Source organism: Nocardioides sp. GCM10023255 (assembly GCF_042653125.1).
Taxonomy (GTDB): Bacteria; Actinomycetota; Actinomycetes; order Propionibacteriales; family Nocardioidaceae; genus Nocardioides.
Map to the genome: position 1 here is coordinate 274,227 of NZ_JBHSHU010000003.1, position 17,186 is coordinate 291,412.

Annotated in this window: 15 protein-coding genes; 9 read left to right on the forward strand and 6 right to left on the reverse strand. The window is 73.2% G+C overall.

The window, feature by feature from the left end:
• Window position 1: 1 nt before the first annotated feature.
• The gene (locus ACFO9I_RS05160) at window positions 2-1,495 is read right to left on the reverse strand and encodes an ATP-binding protein (RefSeq protein ID WP_379178481.1); all 1,494 of its coding nucleotides are present in this window, start codon (window positions 1,493-1,495) and stop codon (window positions 2-4) included.
• A gap of 6 nt (window positions 1,496-1,501) precedes the next feature.
• Entirely contained in the window at window positions 1,502-2,344 is an 843-nt protein-coding gene (locus ACFO9I_RS05165; protein ID WP_379178483.1) for a class II glutamine amidotransferase, read from the reverse strand.
• Window positions 2,345-2,480: 136 nt separating this feature from the next.
• Here ACFO9I_RS05165 and ACFO9I_RS05170 point away from each other — a divergent pair, with 136 nt between their 5' ends.
• The 7 genes from ACFO9I_RS05170 (at window position 2,481) to ACFO9I_RS05200 (ending at window position 9,753) form a co-directional block, all read left to right on the forward strand.
• The gene (locus tag ACFO9I_RS05170) at window positions 2,481-2,927 is read left to right on the forward strand and encodes a DUF6325 family protein (RefSeq protein ID WP_379178485.1); all 447 of its coding nucleotides are present in this window, start codon (window positions 2,481-2,483) and stop codon (window positions 2,925-2,927) included.
• Window positions 2,928-2,940: 13 nt separating this feature from the next.
• Window positions 2,941-3,246 (forward strand): SHOCT domain-containing protein, encoded by a 306-nt coding sequence (locus tag ACFO9I_RS05175; protein WP_379178487.1) that lies wholly within the window; start codon window positions 2,941-2,943, stop codon window positions 3,244-3,246.
• A gap of 33 nt (window positions 3,247-3,279) precedes the next feature.
• Entirely contained in the window at window positions 3,280-4,047 is a 768-nt protein-coding gene (locus ACFO9I_RS05180; protein WP_379178489.1) for an ABC transporter ATP-binding protein, read from the forward strand.
• Entirely contained in the window at window positions 4,022-4,339 is a 318-nt protein-coding gene (locus tag ACFO9I_RS05185; RefSeq protein WP_379178491.1) for an antibiotic biosynthesis monooxygenase family protein, read from the forward strand. Before ACFO9I_RS05180 ends, ACFO9I_RS05185 begins: the two co-directional genes overlap by 26 nt.
• Before the next feature lie 9 nt (window positions 4,340-4,348).
• Window positions 4,349-7,342 carry an ABC transporter permease gene (locus tag ACFO9I_RS05190; RefSeq protein WP_379178493.1) on the forward strand — a complete coding sequence of 998 codons (2,994 nt, stop codon included), beginning with the start codon at window positions 4,349-4,351 and terminating at the stop codon, window positions 7,340-7,342.
• 103 nt (window positions 7,343-7,445) lie between these two features.
• A complete protein-coding gene (locus ACFO9I_RS05195; RefSeq protein WP_379178495.1) occupies window positions 7,446-9,293 on the forward strand; it encodes a glycoside hydrolase family 15 protein in 1,848 nt (615 codons plus the stop codon).
• A 40-nt stretch (window positions 9,294-9,333) separates the two neighbouring features.
• The gene (locus ACFO9I_RS05200) at window positions 9,334-9,753 is read left to right on the forward strand and encodes a hypothetical protein (protein WP_379178497.1); all 420 of its coding nucleotides are present in this window, start codon (window positions 9,334-9,336) and stop codon (window positions 9,751-9,753) included.
• Here the strand turns inward: ACFO9I_RS05200 and ACFO9I_RS05205 are convergent.
• Both ACFO9I_RS05205 and ACFO9I_RS05210 read right to left on the reverse strand, forming a co-directional pair.
• On the reverse strand, window positions 9,700-10,416 hold the full coding sequence (locus tag ACFO9I_RS05205; protein WP_379178499.1) for an anti-sigma factor family protein: 717 nt from the start codon (window positions 10,414-10,416) through the stop codon (window positions 9,700-9,702). The two genes, ACFO9I_RS05200 and ACFO9I_RS05205, sit on opposite strands and share 54 nt — an antisense overlap.
• On the reverse strand, window positions 10,413-10,925 hold the full coding sequence (locus ACFO9I_RS05210; protein ID WP_379178501.1) for a sigma-70 family RNA polymerase sigma factor: 513 nt from the start codon (window positions 10,923-10,925) through the stop codon (window positions 10,413-10,415). The genes ACFO9I_RS05205 and ACFO9I_RS05210 overlap by 4 nt, the downstream gene beginning before the upstream one ends.
• Window positions 10,926-11,114: 189 nt before the next feature.
• On the opposite strand from ACFO9I_RS05210, the gene ACFO9I_RS05215 reads away from it, so the two are divergent.
• Window positions 11,115-12,662 (forward strand): trypsin-like peptidase domain-containing protein, encoded by a 1,548-nt coding sequence (locus ACFO9I_RS05215; protein WP_379178503.1) that lies wholly within the window; start codon window positions 11,115-11,117, stop codon window positions 12,660-12,662.
• A 98-nt stretch (window positions 12,663-12,760) separates the two neighbouring features.
• Window positions 12,761-14,095, forward strand: coding sequence for an APC family permease (locus ACFO9I_RS05220; protein WP_379178505.1), 1,335 nt, complete (start codon window positions 12,761-12,763; stop codon window positions 14,093-14,095).
• Here ACFO9I_RS05220 and ACFO9I_RS05225 read toward each other — a convergent pair.
• Window positions 14,016-15,467, reverse strand: coding sequence for a PLP-dependent aminotransferase family protein (locus ACFO9I_RS05225; RefSeq protein ID WP_379178507.1), 1,452 nt, complete (start codon window positions 15,465-15,467; stop codon window positions 14,016-14,018). The genes ACFO9I_RS05220 and ACFO9I_RS05225 overlap by 80 nt on opposite strands.
• Window positions 15,468-15,531: 64 nt before the next feature.
• Window positions 15,532-16,938, reverse strand: a complete 1,407-nt coding sequence (locus tag ACFO9I_RS05230) for an alkaline phosphatase (RefSeq protein ID WP_379178509.1) — start codon at window positions 16,936-16,938, stop codon at window positions 15,532-15,534.
• Window positions 16,939-17,186: the final 248 nt, after the last annotated feature.

Here is a 17,186-nt window from a genome sequence, read left to right on the forward strand (position 1 = left end):
CTCACACCCGCGGTGCGGCCCAGGTGGTGGGCACGTCGGCACCGCCCTCGACGGTCACCCGCTCCCCCATCCGGACGTACGTCGCGTAGGGCACGACCTTGCCCGCGACCAGGGCCTCCCCCTTGGTGAACGCCGTCGCCCCGGCCAGCAGGCCCGACGGCACGAACGACAGCAGCCGCCCGAGGTCGATCAGGTCGGCCTGGCTGTTCATCCGCATCAGCAGCAGGTTGTCGCACTGCGACACGACGTTCTCGTGGACCTTGTGCGGGCGCTGGGTCGAGGTCAGCAGGTAGAGGCCGAACTTGCGGCCCTCGGCCGCGATCTGCACCGCCCGCTCGGCCGAGAGCGCGGTGACCTCGTCGGTGGCGAGGGCCGGGCAGATGTTGTGGGCCTCGTCGACGACGACCAGGCACGGCCGGCGCGACATCCGGTGCCCCCACAGCGTGGCCAGGACCGCGTCGGCCACCAGCCGCTGCTCCTGGGGCGTGTCCAGCGAGCCGAGGTCGACCACTGTGCAACGGGAGGTCGGGGCGCGCAGCTCGTCGACCAGGGACCGCTGGTCCGGACCCCACACCTGCCAGTCGAGGACGCCGAGGTTGAGCGCGCGGGTGCCGAGCATCCGGGCGCCGGGGTCCTCGGAGCCGAGCAGGTCGTCGGGGCCGGTCACCAGCGGCCGGCCGCTCTCCTGCCGTTGCAGGAGGTAGAGCAGCGCGGCGTACTCGTCGCGGTCGCGCACCGGGTCCAGGCCCAGCACCGCGGCCTGCGCGGGCTGGTCGAGGTCGCGGAACCGGAGTCGCAGGGGGTGGTCGGCGGTCTCCGCGTTGTTGCCCCAGACGGCGACGCCGGAGGCGGCCGGCGCGTAGCGCTGCAGCAGCGCCGGGTCCGCGCCGTCCCGCACCCGGCCGAGGCCGACGTAGTCGGAGTTGGGGTCGAGCACGACGACCCGGAGCGTGGTCTCCATCAGCACCCGCTCGAGCAGGACTCCCAGCGAGTAGGTCTTGCCCGAGCCGGACTGGCCGCACATGAAGGTGTGCCGGTCGAAGCCGCCTCCGTCCAGGGTGGCGGGTACGCCGGGGGCGAACCGGACCTCGCCGATGGTCAGGCCGGCCCGGTCCGGACGGCTCCGCTCGAACCAGTCGCCCACCTCGGCGGCCGTCGCGAGCCGGACCGAGGCGTCGTGGAACGGCTGGCCGTCGCCGTCGAGCACGACCCCGGTCCCCCGGGCGAGGCGGACCAGCACACCGCCCTCGCCGCCCGCCACGCCCTGGGCGGCCGCGGACGCCGCGTCGGTCGACAGGTCGACCACCATGCCCAGCCGCGCACCGCTCTCGCCCTCGAGCACGACGTACCCGCCGCGCCGCAGGTCGAGGCGGTGCAGCGAGGCCTGCCACTCGAACGACGCTCCGTCGACCGAGGTGGCCAGCGGCAGCACCGCCCGCTCCAGCAGCTCCCGGGTCTGCCGGTAGTCGGAGAGACGATCGTCGATGGCGCCCACCGCGGGTCACACCGTGGCGCGGGAGCGGACCGGGGTGAACGGCTGCAGGTCGTCGGCGCCGTTGCGCACCACGCCCCACGACGACTCGGGCACCTCGTGCCATGCGCCCGGGAGGTCTCGCAACGGCTCGGAGACCACGAGCCGGGCGTCGTCGCCGAGCTCGCGCAGCACCTCGAGCTCGGGGTGCAGGGCCCGCAGCTGGTCGAGCCGGGTGGAGTAGAACAGGGTCCGGGTCTGCCCGATGCTGGAGTAGCGGAAGGCCCAGATCGACTCGCCGTCGGTCGTGGCCGCCGACATCTGCACGGGGTGCTCGATGCCGTGCCTCTCCGCGACGTCCTCGACCAGGCCGACCGCCCGCTCGACCGCCGGCACGGGGTCGTCACGCAGCCCGAAGGTGAGGGCGAGGAAGAACAGCGTCTCGGAGTCGGTCGAGCCCTCGATGTCGGCGTACAGCGCCGGGTCGACCTCGAGCATCAGGTCCCGCTTGATGTCGTGGAAGCCCGCGATCGAGCCGTTGTGCATCCACAGCCACCGGTCGTACCGGAACGGGTGGCAGTTGCTGCGCTGGATCGGCGTGCCCGTCGACGCCCGGATGTGGGCGAACATCAGCCGGGTCCGGACCTGTGAGGCCAGCTCACGCAGGTTGCGGTCGTTCCACGCCGGGTCGACGCTCTTGAAGACCGCGGGCACCGGCCCCTCGCCGTACCACCCGATGCCGAAGCCGTCCCCGTTGGTGGTGGTCGCCCCCATGCGCGAGTGCAGGCTCTGGTCGATCAGGGAGTGCTGGGGCCGGAACAGCAGCTCCTCGGCCAGGAGGGGATCACCGGAGTACGCCATCCATCTGCACATGGCTCCACGGAACCAGCAGCCCCGCGAGGACAGCATCATCCGTCGGGGATGAGGCCCCGGGACGACGCATCGCGCACTGTCGAAAGAGATCCCGTCGAACCCACCCCGACCACCACCGGACCACCCAGGAGCGACCGTGTCCACCACCACCGACGCCGAAGTCCACGGCCCCGTCGACTTCGTCCTCCTCGAGTTCCCCCGCGACCACCTCACCGGCGAAGCCGCCCAGGCGCTCGTGGACCTCGTCGAGGCCGGCACCATCCGCCTCTACGACCTGCTCGTCATCAGCAAGGACGCCGACGGCGGCATCGAGGTGCTCGAGCTGACCGACCCGGGCGGCCCGGCCGCCGGCTTCTCCTACTTCGCCGGCGCCCGCTCCGGGCTGCTCGCCGACGAGGACGTGCAGGAGGCCTCGTCGGCCATGGAGCCGGACACCCTGGCCGCGCTGATCGTCTACGAGAACACCTGGGCGGCGCCGTTCGTCGCGGCCGCCCGGCGCAACGGCGGGGAGCTGATCGCCAGCGCCCGCATCCCGGCGACGGACATCATGGCCGCGGTCGATTCGCTCGAGGCCGCGAGCTGAGGAGGAGGACATCATGCCCGGACTGCTTCGAGGAGTGGCACGCACCGCCGTGGTCGCCGGAACGGCCACCGCCGTCAGCGGTCGTGTCCAGCGGCGTCAGGCCGAGAAGTTCGCCGGCCGCGACGCCCAGATCGCCGCCGACCGCGAACAGGCCTACTACGACCAGCAACCGCCGCCCCCTCCCCCGCCGGCCGCGCCGGCGGCACCCGCCGCCGACCCGATCCAGCAGCTCAGGGAGCTGGGCGAGCTCAAGGCGCAGGGGATCCTCACCGAGGAGGAGTTCGCGGCCCAGAAGGCCAAGATCCTGTCCTCGACCTGACCACAGGACCGCACGCGACCGAAGGGGGACGCCGTGCGCAGGAACCGACACGCGAGCGCCGTACCCGCGCCGATGGTCGACGACGATGTCATCGTGCGCGCATCGGGGGTCCGCAAGACCTACGACACCGGACAGGTCAAGGTGGACGCCCTCAAGGGCGTCGACCTGTCGCTGACCCGCGGCGAGATGGTCGCGGTGATGGGCCCGAGCGGCTGCGGCAAGACCACGCTGCTCAACTGCCTCTCGGGCATCGACGACATCGACGACGGGCAGATCCTCATCGAGGGCGTCAGCCTGGCCGAGCTGTCGGACCGGGCCCGGACGAGGTACCGCGCCGAGCGGATGGGCTTCGTCTTCCAGTTCTACAACCTGATGCCGGTGCTGTCGGCGGTCGAGAACGTCGAGATGGCGCTGCTGCTCGCAGGAGAGCGGCCGCGAGAGGCGCGGCAGCGCGCCCTGGAGGCGCTGGACCTGGTGGGTCTCGTCGAGAGGGCCGGCCACGTCCCCGAGGAGATGTCCGGCGGGGAGCGCCAGCGCGTCACGATCGCGCGGTCGCTGGTCAACGAGCCGGCGATCGTGTGGGCCGACGAGCCGACCGGAGACCTCGACAGCGAGACCGCGGAGGACGTGACCACGCTGATGCGGCGGCTCAACGTGGAGCGCGGCCTGACGTTCCTGATCGTCACGCACGACATCGCGGTCGGTCGCCGGACCGACCGGATCCTGCGGATGCTCGACGGTGCCGTCGTCGACGAACAACGGATGGAGCAGTCGGATGTACGCACGCGTCACCCAGCTTGAGATCGACATCCTGCGCATCGACACCGACTCGGCGGTCCAGGTCTACGTGTCCGAGGTGGTCCCCGACCTGCACCGCCAGCCCGGCTACGCCGGTGTTCTCGTCCTGGCCAACCCGGAGGGCACCGGCACGATCATCACGTTCTGGGACACCCTCGAGGCGGCGGAGGACTCGTCGCCGACGGGCTTCTACGCCGAGGTGATCGACAAGTTCGCGACGATCTTCAAGTCGCCCCCCGGGCGCGGCCGCTACGAGGTCCGCTTCGCCGAGCTCCCCACCACCGCGAGCCCGTAGGGGGTCACCGTGCGCGAGCTGTTCGGGGCCCCGGTCGACACGCTCGCGGTCGTGCTCGTCGCGTCGGCGTTGCTGACCTTCGCCCTGGTGGCGGCGCTCGCCGTACGCCGCACCGTGCTGCTCAAGCTCGGGGTGCGCAACCTGACCCGGCGCCGCGGCCGCAGCGCGATCATCGTGGGCGGGCTGATGCTGGGCACGATGATCATCGGCTCCGCCCTCGGGTTCGGCGACATCATGGCCAACACGGTCCGCACGTCGGTGATCACCTCCCTGGGCCAGACCGACGAGATCGTGTCGGCCAGGTCGGGCGAGGCCCCCGACATCGCCACCCTCGGGGAGGCGGGCGCCGTCCGCTACCTGAGCGCCGAGGAGGCGGACACGGTCATCACCGCCGCCCGCCGGCTGCCCTCGGTGGACGGGGTCGCCCCGGGGATCAGCGAGCCGGTCGCCGTCCGGGACACGACCAGCCGGACCAACGAGCCCCGGCTGACCCTCTTCGCCACCGACCCCGCGGCGATGTCGGGGTTCGGCGACGTCACCGGCCAGGACGGCGGGGTCGTGGACCTGGCCGACCTGCCGGACGGCGAGGTCTACCTCGACGCCGAGGCGGCCGACGCGCTGGACGCCGCACGTGGTGACGGGATCGTGGTCTTCCTGCGCACCCGGCAGGTGCCGCTCACGGTCCGCGGCGTGGTCCGGTACGACGGCACCGGCACCGACCAGGGCGCCCTGCTCATGCCGATCTCGCAGGCGCAGCGACTGCTGGGCGTCGGCGACGGGGTGCAGCACGTCCTGGTGTCCAACGACGGCGACGCGACCAGCGGCGCGGACCTCACCGGGGAGGTCACCTCGCAGCTGGAGCCGACGACCGCGGAGCTCGGCCTGCGGGTGGAGGAGGCCAAGGCCGACGGGCTCGAGCAGGCCGACAAGCAGGGCGCGACGTTCCTCTCGCTGTTCTCGACGTTCGGCACCTTCACGATCACCGCGGGGATCCTGCTGATCTTCCTCGTCTTCGTGATGCTCGCCGCCGAGCGGCGTGGCGAGATGGGTACCGCGCGCGCCATCGGCACGCAGCGGCGGCACCTGGTGCAGATGTTCCTCTTCGAGGGGGCGGCGTACGACGTGCTGGCGGCTGCGGTCGGCGCGGTGCTCGGGCTCGGGCTGTCGGTGGTGATGGTGCGCCTGATCGCGGGCGCGCTGTCGGAGTCGGGGCTGGTCACCATCCGCTACCGGCTCACGTGGACGAGCCTGCTCGTGGCGTTCTCGCTGGGGGCCCTGCTCACGCTGGCGGTGGTGACGATCGCGGCCTGGCGGGTCAGCCGCCTCAACATCGTGGCTGCCGTCCGCAACCTGCCGCAGCCGCCCCGGCGCCGGCGTCGCCGGTACGGCTGGCTGCTGGCCGCGGGCTGCGTCGCCCTCGGGGCGCTGCTGGTGGCCTCGGCGTACTCCTCGAAGAGCGCGGTCGCCCTGCTCGTCGGCGGCTCCCTCGTGCTGGTGGCGCTGGTCCCCGCGATCCGGTCGCTGGGCGGGAGCGAGCGGCTCGCGTACACCGTGGCGGGCGTGGGCGTCCTGGCGTGGAACCTGCTCCCGTTCAGCGTCTACAAGGACCTCGTGCCCGACCTGCAGATGGGCTTCGACGTGTTCGTGATCGTGGGGCTGCTCCTGGTCGCGGGCGCCACCTGGGTCCTCGTCTACAACCTGCGCCCCATGCTCAACGCCGTGATGTGGGTCTTCGGCCGCTCGCGGCGCGCGGTGCCGGTCCTGAAGACCGCGATCGCCAGCCCGTTGCGCAACCGGTTCCGCACCGGCGCGACCGCCGGCCTGTTCACGCTCGTGGTCTTCACGCTGGTCACGGGGGCGGCGACCTCCGGCTCCTTCCTGGCCGCCCTCGACGACGAGGAGACCTTCGGCGGCGGCTACGACATCACCGCGCAGACCTCCCCGCTGAGCCCGATCCCCGACATGGGCGCCGCGCTCGCCGCCGCGCCCGGCATCGACCCCCGCGACATCACGACCTGGGCCGGCCAGTCCTACGTGCCGATGGACGCACGCCAGGCCGGGGACCGGTCCTACGTCGGGTACGTCGTCCGCGGCCTCGACGACAGCTTCCTGCACACGACCACCTACGGGTTCGCCACCCGGGCAGCCGGATACTCCTCGGACCGCGCGGTCTGGGACGCCCTCGCGAAGCACCCCGGGCTCGCGGTCGTGGACGCCTTCTCCGTCCCGCGCCGGGCCAACTGGGGCGCCGGCACGGTCTCGGACTTCCAGCTGCACGGCTTCTTCTTCGAGGACCAGTCCTTCGCGCCGGTCCCGGTCGAGGTGCGCGACACGCAGAGCGGCAGGACGATGCGGCTCAAGGTCATCGGCGTCCTCGCCGACAACGTGCCGTACGCCATGCTCGGGATCTCGACCTCGCAGCGCACCCTGGCGCCGCTGGGAGCCGCAGCGGCCCCGACCGTGTGGTACTTCGGCGTCCGCGACGGCGTCGACCCGGTGACCGAGGCCGACCGCCTGGAGGCGTCCTTCCTCGACAGCGGCATGCAGGCGACCGCCCAGAGCGAGGCCCTGCACGACGCGGTCTCCGCGTCGCTCACGTTCCAGTACCTCATCCTCGGTTTCCTCGCCCTGGGCCTGGTGATCGGCGTCGCCGCGCTGGGCGTGATCAGCGCCCGCTCGGTGGTCGAGCGCCGCCAGCAGATCGGCGTGCTGCGGGCGATCGGCTTCCAGGCGCGGATGGTGCAGATGAGCTTCCTGGTGGAGTCGCTGCTCGTCACGCTCGTCAGCGTCGTGGTCGGCAGCGTGCTCGGGCTGTGGGTGGCGTTCAACGTCATCCAGGACAGTGCCGGTCAGCCCGGCTACGAGAACCTCACGCTCCGGCCCCCGTGGGCGGCCCTCGCGGTCATCCTCGTCACCGTCGTCGTCTGCTCGGTCCTGGCCACCTGGCTGCCCAGCGTCCGGGCCTCGCGGGTCTACCCGGCCACCGCGCTGCGCTACGAGTGAGCGCCGACGGGGCCTCACCCCCTGTGTGGGACGCGCGAGCGGGAACCCGGACGGAGAGTCGTAGGAGTCCGGCTCTGCACACCCTCGTGAAAGGCCCGAGCCCGTGTCCGACTACCCCCTGATCGCCGACCACGGCCTGATCGGTGACCTGCAGACCTCCGCCCTGGTCGCCACCGACGGCTCCATCGACTGGTTCTGCGCGCCCCGCTTCGACTCCCCGAGCATCTTCGGCGCCCTGCTCGACCACCGCAAGGGTGGTCACTTCCGCGTCCGGCCGACCGTCGACGTCTTCACCACCAAGCAGCTCTACTTCCCCGACACCGCCGTGCTGGTCACCCGCTTCCTCACCGAGCAGGGGGTGGGCGAGGTCGTCGACTTCATGCCCGTCGAGGACCCGACGACCGCCACCGACCGGCACCGGATCGTCCGGATGATCCGGTGCGTGCGCGGCCGGATGACGTTCGCCGTCGACCTGGTTCCGCGCTTCGACTACGGCCGCGAGGGGCACGAGACCCACCTGACCGAGGACGGTGCCGTCTTCGAGAGCGCACACACGTCCGTCACCGTCAACCTGGTCCGGGAGCCCGACGACGCGCGGCTGGCCCACATCCAGGTCGACGGCGAGGGCGACGTGCATGCCCAGGTGGAGCTGACGGCCGGCCAGATGCGGGGCGTGGTGCTGGAGACCGGCGCGGCCGGCCCGGTGCGACAGGTCCGCCCCGCAGAGGTCCGGGCGATGTTCGACGAGACCGTCCGCTTCTGGGAGTCCTGGCTCGCGCAGTCGACGTACGACGGCCGGTGGCGCGAGACCATCAACCGCTCCGCGATCACGCTGAAGCTGATGACCTACGCCCCCACGGGCGCACTCGTCGCGGCACCCACGGCGGGGCTGCCCGAGCAGGTGGGGGGCGAGCGGAACTGGGACTACCGCTTCACCTGGGTCCGCGACGCGTCCTTCTCCGTCTACGCGCTGCTCGGGCTGGGCTTCACCGAGGAGGCGCAGGCCCTCGGCCGCTGGCTGGGCGCCCGGGTCGACGAGCAGGTCGGCGGCAACGGGTCGGGCCCCCTGAAGATCATGTACCGCGTGGACGGCTCCAGCGACCTGACCGAGGAGGTCCTCGACCACTGGGAGGGCTACCGCGGCTCGAGCCCGGTGCGCATCGGCAACGCGGCCTCCGACCAGCTGCAGCTCGACATCTACGGCGAGGCCATCGACAGCATCTACTTCGCCGACCAGCACGGCCTGGAGGCCGGCCACCAGGGCTGGCGGCGGGTCTGCGAGCTGCTGGACTGGGTCACCGACAACTGGGACCAGCCCGAGGAGGGGATCTGGGAGACCCGCGGAGGACGCCAGGACTTCACCTACGGCCGGCTGATGAACTGGGTCGCGCTGGACCGCGGGATCCGGCTGGCGGCGAGCCACGGACGGCCGGCCCCGGTGGACCAGTGGCGGACCCAGCGGGACGCGATCTACGACCAGATCATGGAGAAGGGCTGGAGCCCGGAGCGGCAGGCCTTCGTCCAGCACTACCGGACCGACGTCCTCGACGCCTCGCTGCTGCGGATGTCGACGGTCGGGTTCGTGACCCCGACCGACCCGATGTGGACGTCGACGCTCGAGGCGATGGACGGCGAGCTCGTCACCGACAGCCTCGTCTACCGCTACGACCCGGCCGCCTCGCCCGACGGCCTGCGCGGCTCGGAGGGCACGTTCTCGCTGTGCACGTTCGCCTACGTCGAGTCGCTGGCCCGGGCCGGTCAGGTCGACAAGGCCCGGATCACCTTCGAGAAGATGCTGACCTACGCCAACCACGTCGGGCTGTACTCCGAGGAGATCGCGTTGACCGGCGAGCAGATCGGCAACTTCCCGCAGGCGTTCACCCACCTGTCGCTCATCGACGCCGCGATCACGCTCGACCACGCCCTGGACCAGCAGCGGGTGCTGGTCTGAAACCGTGAACCCGGGGCCGGTGGGACACGTACCACCGGACATGAAGACACGCATCCTGACCGCGATCGCCGTGCTGGTCTCGGCGTACGTCCACCTGAAGCTGTGGTTCGACGGGTTCCGCGACCTGCACGTCGTCGGCCCCGCCTTCCTGCTCAACGCCGTCGCCGGCCTGGTCATCGCCGCCGGCCTCGTCCTGTGGCGCCACTGGCTGCCGCCGCTGCTCGCGGTCGGCTTCGGCCTGTCCACCCTCGGCGCCTTCGTCATCTCGGCCACGGTCGGGCTCTACGGGGTCCACGAGGTCTGGTCGGGCTCCTACGTCCTGGCCGCCGCGGCCTCCGAGGTCGTGGCGATCGTCGGGGGCGCCGCCGTGCTCGTCCTGGAGCGCCCGGCCGCGACCGGCCCGACCTCAGCTCGTCAGCCGGAGCACCGGTTCGCCCTGCGCCGTGCGCACCTCCACTGAGGCGATCTCCGCCTGCGCGGCGGACGTCGCGGCGGTGAGCCGCATCGTCCGCCCGGGCAGGGAGCGCCACGTCGCGACCTGCTCGGTGCGGCCGTCCCGGGTGCGCACCACCAGCGCGTACGTCGCGTCCCCGGCCGGCTCGTCGTGGTAGCCGGCGGCGGGGCCGACCGCGTAGCTGCAGGTCAGGTCCAGCCGGGTGCCCCACGGCACCGGGGCCAGCGCCACGTCCGCCTGCATGCCGGAGTCGGAGCCCACCGGCGTCATCGGTCGACCGGCCGCGACGCGGGTCGGGGCCGAGGCGGAGGGGCCCCGGTCCGGACCGCCGTCCCCGGGGATCCCGAGGGCGAACCCCGCGCCCACCGTAACCACGACCGCCGCGGCCGCGGCCAGGCCGGCCGTGAGCGCCGTACGCCGCCGGTCCACCCGCCGCACCTCGCCGAGCAGCCGCGGGAGCAGCGTGTCCGGCAGCGGGGGCTCGTCGGGGTCCTCCTCGAGGACACCCGGCCCGACCCGGGCCAGCAGCCCCGGCAGCCCGGCGATCTCCTGCACGGCGCGGGAGCAGGACGGGCAGCCCGCCAGGTGCTCCTCGAACGCGCGGCGCTCGGCCGTCGACAGGGCGCCCAGCACGTAGGCGCCGTCCAGCCGGGAGAACTCGCAGCTCATGCCCCCACCCCCATCTCCTCGAGGACCAGCCGCAACGCGCGCAGGGCGTAGTGCGTGCGGGACTTCACCGTGCCCTCCGGGATGCCGAGCCGGCGCGCGGCCTCGGCCACCGGGAGCCCGCGGTAGTAGCACTCCAGCAGCACCGCCCGGTGCTCGGGCGAGAGCCGGGTCAACGCCTCGGCGACCATCCAGGACAGCAGCAGCTGGTCGGTGTGGTCGACCGGGTCGACGGCCTCGGGCACGTCGGCGACCGCGAGCTCGGAGCGGGACCTCTTGGTCCGCCACTCGTCGATCACGATGTTGCGGGCGACGGTGAACAGCCAGGCCCGCACCGAGCCGTGGCTCTCGTCCAGGTTCGGGAAGTGCCGCCAGGCCCGCAGCAGCGTCTCCTGCACGACGTCCTCGGCCCGGGCCCGGTCCTGGCCGGTCAGGCGCACGCAGTAGCTCCACAGCGCGGCTGCGTGCTCGTCGTGCAGCTGCTGCATCAGCGCGGCCTGGTTGCCGACCATCGGACCTCCTGCACCTGACACGGCGTACGCGCCCGGCAGGTTCAGTCTGCTCCCGGTCGGGCTCCAGATGGCTCGGATCGACGCCTCAGGTCGGCCTCAAGTGAGGGGCAAGCCGCCTCCAAGCGACCCGGCGCAGGCTCTGGACCAAGAGCCGGAGACCCGGTCAGAACCCCCACAGGAGACATCCCCATGAACACCAGCAGCACCTCCCTCGCCCGTCGCGCCGCCGTCGCCGCCGCTGCCCTTGCCGCGGTCGCCACCGCCTCGGTGGGCGTGGCCGGTCCGGCCCTCGCCGACGGCCCCTCCACCCCGGGCACCGCGACGCCGTCGACCGACACCCCCACCCAGGTCGCGCCGCTGGTGCAGCCGTCGGTCGTCTACGAGACGGTGACGTGGTCCGGCTACGTCTACGACCGCTACAACCGGCAGTACCTCCAGGACAAACCGTTCACGGTCACCATGCAGTGCACCGGCTTCGTGGTGAACCCCGACGGGTACGTCGCCACCGCCGGCCACTGCGTCGACCCCGACGGCGGCAAGGACGCCATCCGCCGTCAGGCCGCGCAGTGGGCGCTCCAGAACTACTACGACTACGGCTCGGCGCTCACCGTCGACTCCGTGATCGGCGACTACCGCGTCGACATCCTCGGCGACGGCAACCAGGTGCTGCACAACCAGGTCGAGCGCGAGGTCGGCGTCTCCTGGGGCGCCTCCGTCTCGGGCGTGAAGGTGCAGAAGCAGAAGCCCGCCCGGGTGCTGGCCTTCCAGCAGTTCGACGAGGGTGACGGCGCGCTGCTGAAGGTCGACGAGACCGACCTGAACGCCATCGAGCTGGCCGACACCTCCGACGTCGAGATCAACTCGGGCGTCGTGGCGATCGGCTACCCCGCCGTCATCGACTCCTTCACCGACCCCGACCTGACCCCGACCTTCGACTCCGGCAACGTCAGCTCGATCAAGACCGTGGCCCACGGCCTGCTCTCGGTCTTCCAGCTCTCCGCCGAGCTGTCGGGCGGCATGTCCGGCGGCCCCACCGTCGACTCGGAGGGCCGCGTGATCGGCGTGAACAGCTCGCACTTCGTCGGTGAGCCGTTCAACTACGCCGTCCCGGCGGAGCGGATCGAGGAGCTGCTCGACAGCGCCGGTGTCGACAACACGGTCTCGGAGACCACGCAGACCTACCGCGACGGGATCCGCGCCTACTTCCAGGGTGACCGCGACACCGCGGTGGCCGACCTCGAGCAGGTGCTGGAGGACCAGCCGGCCAACGGCCTGGCCGAGTCCTACCTCGCCAAGGCCAAGGACCTGCCCGCCCCGGCGGAGGACTCCTCCGGCTCGACCGGCTGGGCGCTCTGGGCCGGGGTCGCCGCCGCCGTGGTCGCGGCGATCGCCGGCGGGCTCGCCGCTCTGGTGCTCCTGGTGCGACGTCTGCGCCGCCGGGCCGCCGTCGCCGTGGCCGGTCCGCCGACCGCCCCCGTCGCTCCGGCTCCCGCCGCCGCGCAGGCGGCCGCCCCGGTCGCGACCGAGGCCCCGACGTGGGTCCCGGAGGCCGCGCCCCGCCCGGTCCCGGCCGGGTTCGCCCCCGCTCCGGCACCCGCCTCGGCACCGGCCGGCGCACCCGCCCCCGGCGGCGTCGCCACCGCGACGGTCAGCCCTGCGGCGTACTGCTCGGCGTGCGGGCACCCCGTGGACGCCGGTGACCACTTCTGCGGGTCGTGCGGGGCGCGCCACGCGTGACGTCCCCGCCACCACCCTCGAGGGCCTGCTGATTGGACCGATCAGCAGGCCCTCGATTGGCTCTTCAAGGGGCCAATCGAGGGCCCTAGTGTTCCCCCGTGACGATCGACCAGGGCTCCCCCGGCACGTCGGAGACGCCCGCCCTCCCCCTCAGCGACGCGGACGTCCCGGCCGGCGGCCTCACCGTGGCGCAGGGCGCCGCGCTCACCGTCGGCGCCGTCCTCGGGACCGGTGTGATCTCGCTGCCGGCCCTGGCCGCGCAGGCCGCCGGCCCCGCCTCGCTGCTCGCCTGGCTGGCCCTCGTCCTGCTCTCGATCCCGCTGGCGGCGACGTTCGCCGCGCTCGGCGCCCGCCACCCCGACGGTGGCGGGGTGTCGACGTACGCCCGCCGTGCCTTCGGGCCGCGGGCCGCGACGGTCGTCGGCTGGTGCTTCTACTTCGCGGTCCCGATCGGGGCGCCGCCCGCCGCGGGGTTCGCGGGGGCGTACGTCGCCGACTCGCTCGGGGCCGGGCGGCAGGCCCAGCTCCTCACCACCGGTGCGCTGATCGTGCTGGTGGCGACCCTGAACTGGTTCGGGGTGCGGGTCTCCGGGCGGGTCCAGCTCGGCATCGCGGCCGTGCTCGCCGCGCTGCTGCTGGTGGCGACGGTGGTGTCGCTCCCCCACGCCCGGATGGCCAACCTGACACCGTTCGCCCCGCACGGCTGGCTGGCCGTCGGGTCGGCCGCAGCGCTGCTGGTCTGGGCGTTCGCCGGGTGGGAGGCGGTGACGTCGCTGTCGTCGGACTACCGGCACCCCGCCCACGACATCACCCGCGCGACCGCCGTGGCCGTCGGGGTGGTCGCGGTGATGTACCTCGGCGTGGCCTTCGCGACCGTCGCGGTGCTCGGGGACGACGCCTCGAAGGCCCCGCTGTCCGACCTGCTGGTGCTGGGACTCGGCGAAGCCGCCCGGCCGGTCACGACCGTGGTGGCCGTGCTGCTGTCCGTCGGGGCGATGAACGCCTACTTCGCGGGAGGCGCTCGACTCGGTGCCGCGCTCGGCCGCGACGGCTCCCTGCCGGCGTGGTTCGCGCACGGGTCCCGGGCCGGCGAGGTGCCGCGCCGCTCCCTGCTCGTGGTCACCGGCTCCGCGCTCACCTGCCTGGGAGTCATCACCCTCGCCCGCCTGCCGCTGGAGTCGCCGCTGCTGCTGGTGACCGGGGCGTTCACGCTGGTCTACGTGGTCGGGACGGCCGCCGCGGTGAGGCTGCTGCCCCGTGGCACGTGGGTCCGGCGGGGGGCGATGCTCTCCCTCGTCGCCACACTGGCCCTGCTGGCGCTGACCGGTGCGCACCTGCTGGCGACCCTGGTGATCACCGCCGGCGCACTGTTGTGGACGCTCCGCCCGGCCGCCGCTCCAGCAACCGGGCCAGCCGGCGCAGACCCGGCGTGATCGAGTCGGTGCGCGCGGCGCCGTAGCCGAGCACCAGGCCGCTGGGCCCGCGCCCGTCCAGGGAGTACGTCGACAGCGCGTCCACCGCCACGCCCTGGTCCGCCGCGTCCCGGGCGAGCCCGACGTCGTCGAGGCACGGTTCGGTCGCCAGGGCGGTCACGTGCAGGCCGGCCGCCGAGTCGACCAGCTCCAGCCGGTCCCCCACCAGCGTCGCCAGTCCCTCGACGAGCAGCGCCCGGCGCTCGGCGTACACCTGGCGGGCCCGGCGCAGGTGGCGGGCGAGCTGGCCGTCGGAGACGAACCGTGCCAGCGCGGCCTGCTCCGGCAGCGCACCGAAGCCGTCGGCCAGCTGCCGGGCCCCGCGCAGCGCCTGGCGCAACGTCGGCGGGGCGACGACGTAGCCGGCGCGCAGGCCGGGCACCAGCGACTTGGAGAAGGTGCCGACGTAGACGACCAGCCCGGACCGGTCGAGCGCGTGCAGGGTCTCCATCGGTCGCTCGGTGAAGCGGAACTCGCTGTCGTAGTCGTCCTCGACCACCGCTGCGCGCCGGGGCGTGGCCCACGCGAGCAGGGCACGGCGCCGGTCCGCGGAGAGCGGTGGCCCCAGGGGGAACTGGTGGGACGGCGTCGTGAACACCAGCCGGGCCCGGTCCGGCAGCGCGTCCACCACCAGGCCCTCGCGGTCGACCGGCACCGGCACGACCCGCGCACCGTGCGCGGAGAACACGGCGTGCGCGGACGGGTAGCCGGGATCCTCGACCGCCACCACGTCGCCCGGCTCGAGGAGCACGCGGGTGACCAGGTCCAGCGCCTGCTGCGTGCCGTGGGTGACCAGCACGTCCTCGGGGTCGGCGCCCACCCCGCGCGAGAGGGCCAGGTAGCGGGCGATCGCGGCCCTCAACGGCGGATGGCCGCCGGGGTCGGCGTACGTCCCCGGGCTGTGCGCCCCTGCCCGCACCTCCGCGGCGAGCAGGGCCCGCCAGGTTTCGAACGGGAACAGGCCCGCCTCGGGGATCCCGACCCGGAAGTCGTGGGCCGGTGTCGTCGCCTGCCCGCTGACCGGCGCGGACAGGTGCGTCCAGCCCCGCCGTGGCCGGAGCTCGGCTCCCTTGGGGCTGGCGGGAACGGCCGCCGCGAGGTCGGTGACGAAGGTCCCCGACCCCACCCGGGAGGCGAGGAACCCCTCGGCGACCAGGGACTCGTACGCCGTGGCGACGGTACTGCGGGCCACGCCCAGGTCGGCCGCGAGCGCCCGGGTCGGCGGCACCCGGTCACCGGGAGCCAACCGACCCGAGCGGATCGCGTCGAGCAGGGCGCGGTAGACCGCCGTGGCGCGGTCGCCCCGCCGGGACAGGTCGACCGCGAGATCCATGCGGCCAGCGTGCCACGTGGTCGGCCTGCCCGGAGGCCGGCGATGCGGTCGGTCGTGCCGTGAGTCAGGGCGTGATGGCGTCCACCAGCACCTGGTGCAGCTCGGTGTTGTCGAGGTAGCGGCCGCGCACCGGGTCCTGCTGGTCGGCGTACCCGCGGAGCAGCCGGGCCGCGTCGCCCTTGGCGAACACCGGCACGAGGCTGTTGGTGTGCGCCACGAGGTTGAACTGCATGCCCGGCACGGCGCCCGCACCGTTGTCGACGAGCGGCGTCCAGACCGGGCCTTCCGGGGTCGGGCCGGAGCCCGGACCGGTCAGGTAGCCGGTCTCGTGGTCCGACGCGACGACGACCGCCGTCTCGCCCCAGTTGCTGTGCTGGTCCACCCACGCGAGCGCCGCGTCGACGGTCCGGTCGAAGGAGATCTCCTCCTCGATCATCCGGCCCTTCAGGTTGTTGTGCGACGCGAGGTCGGTCGCGCCGCCCTCGATCATCACGAAGAACCCGTCCGGGTCCTCGTCGAGGACGTTGAGCGCGCCGGTCGCCATCTCGGGCAGGGTCGGGACCATGTCCAGCGCGGGGACGACGTAGGGGTCGGCCTGCAGGTCCCCACCCCGGTCGACCTGCAGGCTCCGGCGGACCTGCGCCATGCCGAAGACCCGCGTCGGCGTCTCCCCGGTCGTCAGGGCCCGGAACTCCGCGGGCGTCTGCACCAGTGTCCAGGGGTCGGGGACCTGGTCGCCGTCGGCGTCCCCGCCGGCCGTGCCGGCCACCAGCGCCTCCCAGTCCGGCTGGGCGATGAACTCGTAGCCGCGGTTCTGCGCGGGCGCCCCCTTCCGGGTGTACAGCGGGTGCCCCGCCCCCATGACGACGTCGGTCGCCGCCTCCTGGACCATCTGGTGGCCGATGCCGGCGAAGTCGTCACGCGCGGTGTCGTGCACCACGAAGCCCGCTGGGGTGGCGTGGCTGAACGGCACGCTGGTCACCACGCCGGTGGCCTTGCCGAGCTCCTCGGCGACCTCCGACACGTTCTGCTGCCGCGTGCCCTGGCAGTCGACCCCGATCGCCGAGTCGTAGGTCTTCACCCCCGTCGCCATGGCGGTCGCGGCCGCCGCGGAGTCCGTGGGGTCGTGCTCGACGTAGGTGAAGTCGGACCAGGCCTGCCGGGGGTCGTAGCCGACCGGCTGCTCGGGACACTGGCCCACCTCGACGTCCCCGTAGGAGTACGTCGACATCGCGAACCGGAACGGGAAGTCGTCGTACGTCTCGCCGTGCCGCAGGCCGGTGTCGAAGAGGCTGCCCGCCTCGTGGTGGTTGTAACCCGCACCGTCGTCGATGAGCACGATCAGGTTGCGTGCCAGTGGCTTGCGGGCTTCGGCGGACCGGGCGCCCGCGGCGTGCGGGGCGGCCACGGACGCGGTGGCCAGGAGCCCTGCGGTGGTCGCGACCGCGATGGTCAGGGTTGCTCGTCTCATCGTTCTCACACCGTTCGTGACCGGTGCCGCTGCGCGTGCGCCGGTCCGTCAGGGGGAACGAGCTGCGGAGCCCACCGGCCCGACGGCCGGGCGCATGCTCCCCGAGTGGTGCGCCACCGCGGTGAGACCGGCGCGAGCCCCGTGCTCCCATGCTCGGACGCACGGTCACCGGCCGGCAGGGCCGAAGGTCGCGGCGAGCCCGGCCGAGGTCCCGACGCCCGCTCGCGACCGCCCGCCGCAACCAACGG